Genomic DNA, 13629 nt, shown 5'->3' on the forward strand with positions numbered 1-13629 from the left:
ACATACTGGAGAAATGGCAGAGCGGTCGAATGCGGCAGTCTTGAAAACTGTTGACTGTAACAGGTCCGGGGGTTCGAATCCCTCTTTCTCCGCCAGTAGAAGTTTCAAAAGAAACTTTAAAAGTCAAAAGCCTTTAAACACTAGTGTTTAAAGGCTTTTTCGTTTTACACACTTTTCAAAAGACAGATAGTTATCAAAGCACGGTGTTCTATTATTATTCAAGCTTTTTCTCCTAATCATAATTTAGAGTATTGAAAAAACGAAATGCTTTGTCTTAAAAAAAAATCAAGACAGGGAGATTAAAAAGCAACTTTTCAAAAGTATGGCAAATACGATTAAAATCTTTAAATACCCTGATCTGCGTGTTTCAAATACATTTGTCTTGAGCCTTGAAGAATGTCTAAAGTAATAAACTTATTTAAAGACCCGGTAGGCAATGAAATAACTTGATTGTTACAGGAACGTATAAAATGTATAGAATAGCCCGTATTTGCCACTTAAAAATGGTTTGAATTATTAGAATTCTTTTACGTTCTAAAACAGAAAACTTAGTGTTAAGGAAAATATTTAGAACCCAGATGCAAATAAGTAGTATCTAGGAGAAACTAATTTTTATTGCCAATTACCTGCTTAAGTCAGGAATATATTTCCTTTATATTCTAAAAGCTAAATTGGATAATCCAATGAGGATTTCTCAGAAGATTAATAAGAAGAACTATGCATGGGAAAGACAATTGAGCAGTAAACCAAAAAGTTTAACTAAAAAAAAACGCTTCTTATTAAGAAGCGCTTTCTTGGGTCATGTTTTTTTTTATTTGTAGTACTCGATTACTTATCGATAGAGCCTAAAACACGTTTCATGAACGCATTTAGAGCTTCTTTTTTGTCTGTGCCCTGAACTACCATTTTATGTACTTCAAGTGCACCATACATATTTGAAATTAATTCGCCAATTACATCTAATTCTTCATCTTTTAAAGAGGGAATTTCAGTCATTGCTTCCAGAACTTCAATCGTTTCAATGATATAATCCTGATCGTTTTCTTCGATAAATTGGGTCAATTGCTTTATTACGGGTAATTTCATTTTTTCATTTTTTTAGATTACTCGATTATTGGATTTTTAGATAAGATTCAAAAAATCTAACAGTCTAAAAATCTAATGATCTGTTTACGCAATAGCGTTTACCAAGTCGATTAAAACTTCTTGTTTGTTGGTTTGAGTTTCTCCAATTAATTTTCCGTTTACAAAAGTTGCGAATGTTGGCAAGTTGCTCACATTAGCTAATTTTCTTGATTCCGGAGAATTTTCTGCATCAACCAAAACAAAAGTGATAGCTTCATTTTCTGTTGCTAATTTTTTGAATTTTGGTTTCATAATACGGCAATTTCCACACCATGAAGCTGAATATTGTACTACTACTTTTTCGTTTTTAGCAACTAAATCTGCTAACGTATCTTCGTTTAAGTCGATTAACATTTGTTTGTTTTTTTAGGTTCTGAGTAACTGAGTGTCTAAGGTGCTAAGTTTTTTTAGCAGTTCTTGTCAGTTCTCTTTTGATATTTTAGGCAGTGAGATTTTAAGTTACTAAGGTTGTTAGCTTTTAAAAACTCAGAACCTTAGCAACTTAGTATCTTATAAACTTATAAAAAAATTAGTTCGCGCTTAAGTATTCAGCTGTACTAACTCTGTCCGCGCTCATAGCTTCTTTACCAGCTTCCCAGTTTGCAGGACAAACTTCTCCTTTTTCCTGAATGTGAGTATAAGCATCAACCATACGTAAATATTCGTTTACATTACGGCCTAATGGCATATCGTTTACACTTTCGTGGAAGATTTTTCCAGTTTCGTCAATTAGGTAAGTAGCTCTGTAAGTTACATTTGAACCTTCAATAATTACTGAATCAGTTTCTTCGCTGTATTCTGTAGATTCGATATCAAGGATTCCTAAAATGTTAGCTAAGTTACGGTTTGTATCTGCTAAAATTGGGTAAGTTACACCTTCGATTCCACCATTGTTTTTTGGAGTGTTTAACCATGCAAAGTGAACTTCGTTTGTGTCGCATGAAGCTCCGATTACGATAGTATTTCTTTTTTCAAATTCTGGTAATGCAGCTTGAAAGGCGTGTAATTCAGTTGGACATACAAAAGTGAAATCTTTTGGGTACCAAAACAATACTACTTTTTTGTTGTTGTTTACTGCTTCTTCAAAAACGTTGATTTTTAAATTATCGCCCATTTCTGAGATAGCATCTACTGCAATATTTGGGAATTTTTTTCCTACTAAAGACATATTTTTCGTTTTAAGTTAAAAATTTATTTCTGATGCAAAAGTAGGGTATAAGTGTTGCTTCTTACAATAAGAAGTGATTATTAATATTTATATATTGATAGTATTTGACTATTGAATTTAATTATTGTTTTGTAACTTATTGTAATTCAATATTTACAGGGAGTTTTCCAGTACAAGTTGAATTTTCTAGAAATTGAATTCCTGCATTTTTTTGAAATTCGTTAAAATCCTGATAGACTTCAATTAGTCCGGAAGCCTTTTTAAGATTCGGAATTATAGGTAATACATAAGGATTTCCGAAAACGTAAATAATACATTTTTTTATTTCTAATAAATTCGAAAGTAAATCTAAAACTTCATCGTTGATTTCGAAATTATTCTGAGGTTTCGCCTTTGGAACAAATAATGAAATAATAATCGTTTCAAAATTCTCCAAATCTTTTTCAATCAATTTTATATCCGAAACTTCAAAATTTTCGAATGCAAATTCTGGAGATTCTAATTTTGAATTTAAAGTTTGGAAAAAAGTATTTTCAACCCCTTTATATAAACTCAATTTGGCTAATTGATTGTTTTTTTGTGCTTTAAATGCCAATTCAGTATTTGAATTATCGATGATTTTTGTGATTGAATTTTGAGCAATTTCAAGATTTAATTCAGATGCTTTTTCAAAGTTTAATTCTCCCGAAGTAAAAATATGTTCAGAAAGGATTCCCACTTTTTCTTTAGCTCTCATAATTCTGTTAAAACTTTCTTCAATACGATCCGGTGACGCATTTTTAAGAATCGCTTCAATTCCTTCAGGCACATTTTCGGCGAAGCATAAAATATCATTTCCGGCGTTGAAAGCTTCCCATTCCAGTTCGCCTTTGGTATCATACAATTTAGAAACGCTATGCATATTTAAAGCATCAGAAATCACCAAACCATCATGACCCAATTGCTTGCGTAAAAGTGTTTGAATAATAGATTTTGATAAAGTTGCCGATGTATTTCTTCCTTCATTTAAACTCGGAACCGCCAAATGTCCAATCATAATTGAGTCGACATTATTTTCGATTCCTTTAATAAAAGGATATAATTCGTTTTCTAATAATTCTTCAAGAGTTTCATTTAAAACCGGTAATCCTAAATGCGAATCTACATTGGTGTTTCCATGTCCGGGAAAGTGTTTCAGGCAGCCTAAAACCCCAACTTCTGACATTCCGTTAAGATATTCAACAGCAAAATCAGCGACTTTTTCTTTGTTTTCTCCAAAAGAGCGATATCCAATAACCGGATTGTTTGGGTTATTGTTGATATCTGCCAAAGGCGATAAATTATAATGTATTCCGGCTGCTTTTAAGTCTAAACCAATTTGTTTTCCAACTTCGTAAACCAAATGTGATTTACTTTCCGGCAAAGCACCAAGAGTAATTGCATATGGATATTGTGGCGTTTTTTCGATACGCATCGCCAAACCCCATTCGGCATCAATGCTTATTAAAAGTGGAGTAGAAGCGGCTTTTTGGTAACGAACAATAAGATCCTTTATTTTTTGATAACTGTCATCGTTAAAAACAACCGTTTTTTTGCTTTCGTAATTTGTTGCAGCACTGGTGCGACTATGAAAAAAAGTCAATCCGCCTATGTTGTGTTCTTTTATTAAACGTTCGGTTTCCTGAATATTTTCTTCGGTATCGTTTATGAAAACTGCAGGAAAAAAGAATTGTCCCACTTTTTGTTTTAATGCTTGATCTGTCATTTTCATTATTATAAAGTCTTTTTCATGCAAACACTATTATCTATTTTTTCGTAAGGAGGATAATTTGGAATTATAGAATAACCCAATTTCTGATATAAATTAATGGCTTCCGGTTGTTTTTTTCCAGTTTCTAAAACTGTAAAAGGATAATTTGATTCAGCTGCCCAACTTTCTAATTCGGCTAAAACCTGAGATGCAACTCCTTTTTTGCGATAATCAGGATGTACAAACATACGTTTGATTTCGACCGAATCACTTTCTTTTTCTCTAAAAGCGCCACAACCTACCGCAATATCGTTTTCATAAAAAACAATAACGTGCTTTATTTTATCTGTTTTATTAAACTGATTGTAAAAGGAGTGGTCTTCGCCGTCTCTGATTGCTAAATCCTGATCTAGTAAAGCTACTAAATTTATAAAATCAATATCGTCAGAGTTGGTTCTTTTTAAGCTGGTCATGATTAAATGCGCTAAAATTTATTTATTGTTAAAGCTTACTTTTCTTTTGTTTGGCAAGTTTGGCCAGCTGTGCTTTGGTATGTAGAGCTTTTTCGAGTCGGTTTTTAAAGCGGAAAAGTTTTGGCAAACCTTCCAAACGGTCTTCGAGAGTAATTTCTTCGTAAACGATAATGGCTTTTTCTAAAACCCGAATCTCGTTTTCGATATCGTTTTGGTTTTTGTAGATTGTAGCCAATCGATCATAAGGATGATTTCCTTTAAAGTTTTCTACGAGATTTTCTTCATATATTTCAATTGCTTTTTCAAAATTTCCTTCTTTTTCGAACTCAGCGCCTTTTAGGTTGCGTTCGGCTTGCAAATTCTCATTGATTTCCATATGTAAGATGTTTGATTTGGGGTTAAACTTCTTCTGTAGATTTTTTCCCAAAATCTTTCGGGAATATTAAAAAACGTGATAAAATAATTCCTGGAATTGTCGCGAGAAATACCCAGATAAAGAAATTTCCATATCCTAAATATTCCTGAATATATCCGCTTGCCATTCCGGGTAACATCATTCCTAATGCCATAAATCCGGTTGCAAGCGCATAATGTGCGGTTTTAGATTCTCCTTCGGCAACATAAATTAAATACATCATGAAAGCTGCAAAACCAAAACCGTAACCAAATTGTTCTGTAATCACAACGGCGTAGATATAATAGATAGAAGTGGGATGAAAATGTGCCAATAAAACAAAACCAATAATAGGTAAATGCATGGCTAAAATCATTGGTAACATCCATTTTGTCAAGCCTTGTTTAGAGATTGCAATTCCGCCAAGGATTCCTCCCACGGTTAATGCTGCAACTCCAAATGTTCCATAAATAATACCAACATCCTGAGTATCTAATCCCATTCCGCCCACATTTTTCGGATCAATTAAAAACGGACTTAACATTTTAATTAATTGTGATTCTCCTAATCTGAATAATAGAATAAAAGCTAAAACCAAACCAATTTGTTTTTTCTGAAAAAAGGTAATAAAAATCGAAGCAAAATTTTGATGCTCTTCTGATTTCGGTTTTTCTCCGGCATTTATTTCTGTTCTTGGCGTGGAGAAATAATTATAGATCGTTATAAAAGTTATTAATAAACCAACGAAAATCATCGTGTACGACCATGCTTTTGTATTATCGCTGTATTTGTGTTCCAAATATCCTGCTAAAAGCACGATTAATCCGTTTCCTGCCAACATTGAAAGTCGGTAAAAAGTACTTCTTATTCCAAGGAAAAAAGATTGTTGATTTTTCGGTAAAACCAATAAATAAAAACCATCGCTGGCAATATCATTTGATGCCGATGCAAAAGCAGCGACCCAGAATATTGCCAAAGTCATCATGAAAAATCCGCTTGCGGGAATCGTAAATCCAACGATTAAAAAGGCGATTGAAATAAGCAATTGCATCGATAAAAACCATTTTCGTTTGGTTCCGTGCAATTCAATAAAAGGACTCCAAAGCGGTTTTATAACCCACGGCAAGTATAATAAACTAGTATAAACTCCAATATCTTCATTTGAAATTCCCAGATTTTTGTACATAATGACCGAAACTGAGATAATTACAGCATACGGCAAACCAGATGCAAAATTGAGAAGCGGAATCCAAAACCACGGTTTATTATCTGTTTTCATTAGGCTGAGCAGGTGAATATGTTTTAAAATTCTTTTTTAAGTCGATAGCAGTTGGGGTACTTTCGTTCGCAAAATAATCAATAAATGTCACAGCGCAAGCTTTATACTGATTCATTTTTTCAGCCGGGATCGAAAATGTGATTGTGCCGTCAAATTGGTAAACCGTTACTTTCTCAATTATTTTAGATGGATCGTTAATATCAACTTTTGAGATATGTTCACCACCGTAAATTACAATATAACGTACTTTTGTATTCAACGGAGATTTGATGTTGAATGAATATTTCGTGCTGTCTTTTTCAAATTCATTGATTACAGGTGTGTCTATAATAATGTGTTTTAAATTAGGAACCGCTGCAGGAAGCGCAGGATATTTATATTGGTTTTCTTCTAAAAGTCGAACGATATCAAAGTTTTTATTCATGAACCATTTTGAACTGAAATAAGCACTTCCGCCCACTTTTTTGAAACTTCTGGCGTAATCAATTTGCGTTGGGATTTCATTAGCAAAGTTCCAGCTTTTATCGCTGTCACCTCTAATTTTATACGAAGCGTGACCAATATAAAGTGCTGTATTGTTCGAGTTTTCAGACCACCATTTTACTAATGTAGAGTAAGAAGCTCTTGGATTATTCATACTCCAATACAATTGAGGCAAGATGTAATCGATCCATTTTTGGTCCATCCATAAAACAGGATCTGCATATAAATCGTCATAATTTGCAGTCGATTGTGTTTCAGAACCTTTAGGATCTACTGATTTATTTCGCCAAACCCCAAACGGACTAATACCGAATTGTACCCACGGTTTACTCGCTTTTATAGTAGTCGAAATGGTGTGTACAAAGTTGCTCACATTTGCACGACGCCAATCGGCAAGGGTTAAACCCGAACCGTATTTTTTAAACGAAGCCGTGTCGTTAAATACTTTTCCGGGAACGGCATAAGGATAAAAATAATCATCAAAATGAATCGCATCGATATCATATTTATCAACAACTTCTTTTACCACTTTTGTCAAATGTTCCTGAACTTCAGGCAATGCAGGGTCATAATAATATTTTCCGCCGTATTCAATCATCCATTCCGGATGTTTAAAAATGTCGTGAGTTGGGCTTAAAAGATTTTTATTTAAATCGAAAGTCGCACGATATGGGTTCAGCCATGCATGAAATTCAAAACCTCGTTTATGCGCTTCGTCAATCATCCAAGCCAGCGCATCATAATAAGGGTTTGGACCCACGCCCTCTTTACCTGTCAAAAAACGAGACCAAGGCGCAAATTCTGATGGATAAAAAGCATCACCAACACTTCTAACCTGAACAATTACGGCATTATAATTTAGTTTTTTATAGGCTTCTAATATTTCAATATAATCGGCTTTTTCTTTTTCAACGCCGTCACTGGCAGTTTTAGGCCAGTCGATATTGACGACCGTAGCGATCCAGACACCTCTAAATTCGTTTTTAGGGTATAAGGTGTTTTCCTGTGCATTAGAGATTAATCCAAAGAAAAATATAAATATAATAGAGAAAAGGAGTTGCTGATTTTTATGCATTTCAATCTTTTTTAACAGAAACCAAAAATAGTTTTTTTAGCTGAGTATAATAAATAATTAATAAATTATAATTTGAACGGTATTTATTCGGTTTTCATGTATTTGTTTAGAAATAAATTTACGATAAATATTAATTATGTATTGTGTGTGATTTTTTTGCCACAAAGACACAAGCTTTTTATTAAAAAAAATCTTTTTAATCTGCCATATCTGCGAGAGAAAATTTTAAGCCAAAGATTAAAAGATTAGCACAGATTATTATAATATGAATTTCACGCAGATTCAAAAAGATTTAAGCAGATTTTGCAAATTAATTTATAAAAATCTAAAATTAAATTTGCAAAATCTGCGTGAAACAAAATCAATTAAATCTTTATAATCTGTGGCAAAAAAACTTTTTGCCTTTGTGTCTTCGTGGCAAAATTTTAACCCGGAAAAGAAATTTTACCCATTGTCACAGAAGGAATTCCTTTTTTTAAACCAAAATTATAATCTCCGCCTGCAACAGTTTCATTGGCTAAAATGGCAAATAAAACCGCTTCTTTTGCATCACCTGCAATACCAAGATCGTCACTTTTTTGAAACCTGCAAGGCAATAATTCTTTAAGCCAAGTCACCAATAATGGATTATTTGCGCCACCGCCAGACATATAAACCGTAAAATCCTCAATAGGCGTTCCTGAATTGTTTACCACAAACAAAATAGCTTCGGCAATTGTTTCTGCGCTAAGGCATGTTAAAGTAGCTAACAAATCTGGTGCCGAAATAGTCGTATAACCTGTTTTTAAAAGCGCTTTTTGGACAAATTCAAAATTGAATAATTCCTGACCAATTGTTTTAGGAAAACTTTTCGTGAAGAAAGCATCACTTTTTAATTCGGTTAAAAGATCTTGATTTACGATTCCGCTTTTAGAAATTTCAGCATCTTTATCGTAGCTTTTTTCAGGAAAATAATGTTTCGTATAAATATCGATTAAAGTATTTGCGGTTCCGGTATCGGTTACAAAAACGTTGCTGGTGTTAAGGGAAGCGGGAAGATAGGTAAAATTTGCAATGCCGCCCATGTTTAGCATAATTCGGTTTTCGTCTTTTTTGCTGAACAACAAATAATCGCCATAAACCGCTAAAGGTGCGCCTTCGCCACCTGCAGCAACATGTTTTTGCCTGAAATCAGACAATGTTATAATTCCTGTTTTTACTGCAATATGATCTCCATCGCCAATTTGTAAAGTCGCATTAGGAAATTTTTCCTGCTGATGTAGAAACTTTGGAGCGTGTAAAACCGTTTGTCCGTGCGATGCAATTAAATCAACTTCTTGCGCGGGAATATTCCATTTTGAGAGACAATCGTTCACCATATTCGCATGCAAAATCCCAATCCATTCATTTAATAAAGCCAAATGCTGAAAATCAATTGTTTTCTGGGCAAACACTTTACGAATTTCGGTTTTAATATCCTCAGTATAATTAATGGTTTCAAATTCCAGAATTTTCACATCAGTATTTTCTCCCGCGCCAGAAATAGCACAAAGCGCAATATCAAGTCCGTCAAGCGAAGTTCCGGACATTAAACCTATTATTTTTCGGGTCTCTTTTTGGGCAATTTCATAGAGAGCGCGTATATTTTTATTCATTAAAATGATGTTTAAGGAAGTGTTTTTTTGGTAATGCTAAAATCAGATTTTATTTGGATATAAATGTAGGGAAAATGTTTTTATTGATGTTTTATCCAGCTTATGTTTCATAAATGAATTATACCTTATTCTATCGTTTATATAACTTATTGAGGCTATTGAAACAGTGATAATAGTTTTGTTTTACTGATATATCAAAACAACTAATCATTAAAACCAAGAAGGATGTCGAAGTTTTCAGAACAAGTCCATATCACTATTGACGGATTTACACAAACAGTTATATACTACGATTTAGAACTTTCGCAAGCCATGATGGACCATCATCATTTTTCATTTGTATGGCAATATACGGGTCAAGCCGTTATTAAACCTGCCGATCAGGCAAAAGCGCTGCGTGCATATAAAGGTATGGAAGTAATTTTTACTTTTAAAAGCTTAAACGGAGGCATTAGATTAATGTCTAAAGGATTTATTACAGGATTAAAATCAATTGATATCCACGGAAGTCCAGTTGGTTTACATGTAAAAGGTACAAGTCATACCAATTTACTTGATGATCTGGCAAAATCGAGAACTTTTTTAGATAGAAGCCTACAGGAAATCGCAGTAAAAATATTTTCAGAAGAAACTGCTGGAGAGTTTTATCAGATAGATGCTATCAAACCCACGAACACAAAATTTCGAGAAACGAGAAATCACACGCGGGACGAACACACTGTTGCGGAGTTACTTGATGAGATTCTTCGTACTAGAATGACTAACTTTGTGTCAAATCTAGTGATCGTAATCTTGTCATTTCGTTCGTTCGCGAAACCCGACAGGTTTTAAAAACCTGTCGGGTTTACTATGCGTAAAGCTTATGTGATTTTTCCTCCGGTCGAGATTGTAAAGGTTTGATATTTCGGTAACAAAATTTAATTTTAATAAATTTTGTTACCAAAATAATAGTCAAGATTGCACTTTAGAGCGCAACTATTTAGAGAAGTGTCTTTTTTTAATAAAGAATCCTTTTTTATTACAATCATAGAATGACAAACTTTGTGTCAGATTAGTTTTCTAAGATGAACTTATATCACTTATATGATGAAAAAAATGGCAAAGAAAAAAAACTCAGAACCTTTGCAACTTTGAGCCTCTGAACCTAATAAAAGAACCTTAAAAAAACTATTTTTGTAATTGTAAAGAAAAGCCATAAATTTAGTTATAATGTCAATAAATAAGGAGTTAGAACAATTATCAGCATCATTAGAGGGAACACTTTTATTTGATGATCTTCATAAAACGCTTTATTCAACCGATGCATCGGTGTACAGGATTCGACCAAAAGCAGTTGCGGTGCCTAAAACCATTGAAGATATTAGTAAACTGATAAAGTTTGCGGCACAGCATCAGATTTCGATTACGCCCAGAACTGCCGGAACTTCGCTCGCAGGACAAACGGTTGGCGACGGAATTATAGTTGATGTTTCAAAAAACTTTACTAAAATACTGAATTTTGACGCCATTAAAAAAACAGTTACGGTTCAGCCTGGCGTAATTCGCGATGAACTGAATTTGTTTTTAAAACCTCATAACGTATTTTTCGGACCCAATACTTCAACAACAAATCGTTGTATGATTGGCGGAATGGTGGGCAATAATTCTTCGGGAACAACTTCGATTCGTTATGGTGTAACGCGCGATAAAATTGTCGAGATAAAAGGACTTTTGAGCGATGGATCGGAAGTAGTTTTTAAGGAACTGACTTCGGCTGAATTTATCGAAAAAACCAAAGGAGATACTTTAGAAAATAAAATATATAAAAGCCTTTACGACGAACTTTCGGTAAAAGCGACGCAGGACGAAATTATAAAAGAGTTTCCGAAACCTGAAATTCACAGACGAAATACGGGTTATGCAGTTGATATTTTATTACAGTCAGATTTATTTGGAGGAACTGAACCAACAATAAATTTGGGAAAATTACTCTGCGGAAGCGAAGGAACGCTGGCTTTTACGACCGAAATTACTTTAAAAGTAGACGATTTGCCGCCAGTTCATAATATTATGGTTGTGGCACATTATCATAGCATTCAGGAATCGCTGGAATCAGTTGTAGTGGCAATGAAACATCATTTGTACACTTGTGAAATGATCGACGATACGATTTTAGATTGTACCAAGACGAGCCGGGAACACGTTAAAAACCGATTCTTTTTAGTTGGTGAACCCAAAGCGATTATGATGTTTGAAGTAGCATCGAATAATCCTGAAGATGCCGAAAATCAGGCAAATGCTTTAGTCGCTGATTTAGAAAAAAATAATTTTGGTTATGCGCTTGTAAAAATTTACGGAGCCGATATCGAGAAAGTAAATGAACTTAGAAAAGCCGGTCTTGGGCTTTTAGGAAGTATTGTTGGCGATGACAAAGCAGCCGATTCTATTGAAGATACAGCGGTTGAATTGAGCGATTTACCGGCTTATATCGAGGAGTTTTCGGCGATGATGTTACGCCACGGACAAGGCGCAATTTATTACGCACATGCCGGAGCAGGAGAACTGCATTTGCGTCCCGTTTTGAATTTAAAGAAAACATCTGACTTAAAATTATTCCGAACCATCGCGACCGATGTTGCGATTTTGGTTAAAAAATACAAAGGTTCATTAAGCGGTGAACACGGCGACGGAATTGTGCGCGGAGAATTTATTCCGTTTATGATTGGCGAAGCGAATTATGAATTGCTGAAAAGAATTAAACTAGCGTTTGACCCAAATTCGGTTTTGAATATCGGGAAGATTGTAAACGCTTTGAAAATGGATGAAAATCATCGTGTGATTTCGGGCAGGGTAGAACCTGACATTAAAACATTTCAGGATTTCTCAGACAGTTTAGGGATTTTGCGTGCTGCCGAAAAATGCAACGGATCTGGCGATTGTCGAAAATTGCCATCGGCGGGAGGATCAATGTGTCCGAGTTATCGTGCGACCAAAAACGAAAAAGAAACAACGCGTGCGAGAGCCAATGCGTTGCGTGAATATTTGACCTATTCTGAAAAAGAAAATAAATTTGACCAGAAAGAATTATACGAAGTTTTTGAGTTGTGTGTAAGTTGTAAAGCTTGCGCTAGCGAATGTCCTAGTAATGTGGATGTTGCAACTTTAAAGGCGGAATTTTTATACCAATATCAAAAAGCAAACGGATTCTCGACCCGAAGCAAAATTTTTGCTCACAACGCAAAACTGAATAAAATGGGAAGTTTGTTTCCGTCAATTACAAACTTTATTTCGAACCAATCTCTTGTAAAAAAAAGCATGGGAATTGCACCGGAAAGACAAGTTCCGCTATTGGCAAAAAGAACTTTCAAAAAATGGTTTGAAAGTCAGAAAAAACAAAATCAGGGTTTCCCAAATGGACAAGTGTATTTGTTTAATGATGAATTCACGAATTATTATGATGTAAATATCGGAATCGATGCTGTTGAATTATTGACGAAATTAGGCTACGAAGTTTTAGTCGTAAATCACGAACAAAGCGGAAGAACGTATTTATCAAAAGGATTTCTGGAAGAAGCTAAGAAAATTGCAAATGCAAACGTAAATATCTTTAAGGATTTAATTTCTGCTAAAGCGCCATTAATCGGGATTGAACCTTCGGCAATTTTGACTTTTAGAGATGAATATTTGCGTCTTGCCGATGATAAAGAAAGTGCTGAAAGAGTGGCGCAAAGTGCTTTTACAATTGAAGAGTTCTTTAAAAGAGAAATCATCGACGGTAATATCAGACCTGAATCATTTTCGGAAGAAAAGAAAGAAATCAAAATTCACGGACATTGCCATCAGAAATCTTTGAGTTCTATTGAAGCGACTTTTGCAATGCTGAATTTACCAACAAATAACGTAGTTACGATTTACAATTCGGGTTGTTGTGGAATGGCTGGATCTTTTGGTTACGAAAAAGAACATTATCAGGTAAGTATGCAAATGGGAGAAGATACTCTATTCCCAAAAGTGCGTGCAACCGCCGAAAACGTAAAAATTGCCGCAGCAGGAACAAGCTGCCGCCATCAAATTTTTGACGGAACAAACAGAGAAGCGCAACATCCAATCAGTATTTTAAGAAGCTGCTTGCTTTGAGAAATAGCACACGGATGACACGGATTCACTTCGTGAAAACGCTGATGGACACGGATTTTTTTTCACGCAGATTCTACAGATTAAAGCAGATTTTATTTTAGATTTTTATTAAATTAATCTGCACATATCTGCTTAAATCTTTTTTAAATCTGC

11 protein-coding genes and 1 tRNA gene are annotated in these 13629 nt (G+C 34.4%); 3 read left to right on the top strand and 9 right to left on the bottom strand.

Annotated features, from left to right (window positions below; genetic code table 11):
* Positions 1 to 7: 7 nt before the first annotated feature.
* A tRNA-Ser gene (locus ACHZDT_RS11030) sits at positions 8 to 95 on the top strand.
* Between the two features lie 733 nt (positions 96 to 828).
* Here the strand turns inward: ACHZDT_RS11030 and ACHZDT_RS11035 are convergent.
* The 9 genes from ACHZDT_RS11035 to ACHZDT_RS11075 all read right to left on the bottom strand — a co-directional run bounded on the left by ACHZDT_RS11035 (position 829) and on the right by ACHZDT_RS11075 (position 9360).
* On the bottom strand, positions 829 to 1086 hold the full coding sequence (locus ACHZDT_RS11035; protein WP_017495510.1) for a DUF6952 family protein: 258 nt from the start codon (positions 1084 to 1086) through the stop codon (positions 829 to 831).
* Between the two features lie 84 nt (positions 1087 to 1170).
* A complete protein-coding gene (locus ACHZDT_RS11040) occupies positions 1171 to 1479 on the bottom strand; it encodes a thioredoxin family protein (protein WP_394774685.1) in 309 nt (102 codons plus the stop codon).
* 175 nt (positions 1480 to 1654) lie between these two features.
* Positions 1655 to 2293, bottom strand: coding sequence for a peroxiredoxin (locus tag ACHZDT_RS11045; protein WP_394774686.1), 639 nt, complete (start codon positions 2291 to 2293; stop codon positions 1655 to 1657).
* Positions 2294 to 2429: 136 nt separating this feature from the next.
* Complete coding sequence (locus ACHZDT_RS11050) at positions 2430 to 4037, bottom strand: glycoside hydrolase family 3 protein (RefSeq protein ID WP_394774687.1); 1608 nt, start codon at positions 4035 to 4037, stop codon at positions 2430 to 2432.
* A gap of 8 nt (positions 4038 to 4045) precedes the next feature.
* Positions 4046 to 4495 carry a GNAT family N-acetyltransferase gene (locus ACHZDT_RS11055; RefSeq protein WP_394774688.1) on the bottom strand — a complete coding sequence of 150 codons (450 nt, stop codon included), beginning with the start codon at positions 4493 to 4495 and terminating at the stop codon, positions 4046 to 4048.
* A 28-nt stretch (positions 4496 to 4523) separates the two neighbouring features.
* Positions 4524 to 4871 carry a hypothetical protein gene (locus tag ACHZDT_RS11060; protein ID WP_394774689.1) on the bottom strand — a complete coding sequence of 116 codons (348 nt, stop codon included), beginning with the start codon at positions 4869 to 4871 and terminating at the stop codon, positions 4524 to 4526.
* Positions 4872 to 4893: 22 nt separating this feature from the next.
* Positions 4894 to 6168 carry an MFS transporter gene (locus tag ACHZDT_RS11065; protein ID WP_394774690.1) on the bottom strand — a complete coding sequence of 425 codons (1275 nt, stop codon included), beginning with the start codon at positions 6166 to 6168 and terminating at the stop codon, positions 4894 to 4896.
* Entirely contained in the window at positions 6155 to 7726 is a 1572-nt protein-coding gene (locus ACHZDT_RS11070) for a glycoside hydrolase family 10 protein (RefSeq protein ID WP_394774691.1), read from the bottom strand. The genes ACHZDT_RS11065 and ACHZDT_RS11070 overlap by 14 nt, the downstream gene beginning before the upstream one ends.
* Positions 7727 to 8151: 425 nt before the next feature.
* The gene (locus tag ACHZDT_RS11075) at positions 8152 to 9360 is read right to left on the bottom strand and encodes an anhydro-N-acetylmuramic acid kinase (RefSeq protein ID WP_394774692.1); all 1209 of its coding nucleotides are present in this window, start codon (positions 9358 to 9360) and stop codon (positions 8152 to 8154) included.
* 225 nt (positions 9361 to 9585) lie between these two features.
* On the opposite strand from ACHZDT_RS11075, the gene ACHZDT_RS11080 reads away from it, so the two are divergent.
* Positions 9586 to 10191: a hypothetical protein gene (locus ACHZDT_RS11080; RefSeq protein WP_394774693.1), complete on the top strand. Its 606-nt coding sequence runs from the start codon at positions 9586 to 9588 to the stop codon at positions 10189 to 10191.
* A 378-nt stretch (positions 10192 to 10569) separates the two neighbouring features.
* Positions 10570 to 13476 carry an FAD-binding and (Fe-S)-binding domain-containing protein gene (locus ACHZDT_RS11085; RefSeq protein WP_394774694.1) on the top strand — a complete coding sequence of 969 codons (2907 nt, stop codon included), beginning with the start codon at positions 10570 to 10572 and terminating at the stop codon, positions 13474 to 13476.
* The last annotated feature ends 153 nt before the right edge of the window (positions 13477 to 13629 follow it).

It is taken from the genome of Flavobacterium sp. (assembly GCF_043722275.1).
Taxonomy (GTDB): Bacteria; Bacteroidota; Bacteroidia; order Flavobacteriales; family Flavobacteriaceae; genus Flavobacterium.

Coding starts and splice junctions, on each gene's coding strand:
- ACHZDT_RS11035 (WP_017495510.1), bottom strand. CDS start 1,086: ATGAAATTACCCGTAATAAAGCAATTGACCCAATTTATCGAAGAAAAC.
- ACHZDT_RS11040 (WP_394774685.1), bottom strand. CDS start 1,479: ATGTTAATCGACTTAAACGAAGATACGTTAGCAGATTTAGTTGCTAAA.
- ACHZDT_RS11045 (WP_394774686.1), bottom strand. CDS start 2,293: ATGTCTTTAGTAGGAAAAAAATTCCCAAATATTGCAGTAGATGCTATC.
- ACHZDT_RS11050 (WP_394774687.1), bottom strand. CDS start 4,037: ATGACAGATCAAGCATTAAAACAAAAAGTGGGACAATTCTTTTTTCCT.
- ACHZDT_RS11055 (WP_394774688.1), bottom strand. CDS start 4,495: ATGACCAGCTTAAAAAGAACCAACTCTGACGATATTGATTTTATAAAT.
- ACHZDT_RS11060 (WP_394774689.1), bottom strand. CDS start 4,871: ATGGAAATCAATGAGAATTTGCAAGCCGAACGCAACCTAAAAGGCGCT.
- ACHZDT_RS11065 (WP_394774690.1), bottom strand. CDS start 6,168: ATGAAAACAGATAATAAACCGTGGTTTTGGATTCCGCTTCTCAATTTT.
- ACHZDT_RS11070 (WP_394774691.1), bottom strand. CDS start 7,726: ATGCATAAAAATCAGCAACTCCTTTTCTCTATTATATTTATATTTTTC.
- ACHZDT_RS11075 (WP_394774692.1), bottom strand. CDS start 9,360: ATGAATAAAAATATACGCGCTCTCTATGAAATTGCCCAAAAAGAGACC.
- ACHZDT_RS11080 (WP_394774693.1), top strand. CDS start 9,586: ATGTCGAAGTTTTCAGAACAAGTCCATATCACTATTGACGGATTTACA.
- ACHZDT_RS11085 (WP_394774694.1), top strand. CDS start 10,570: ATGTCAATAAATAAGGAGTTAGAACAATTATCAGCATCATTAGAGGGA.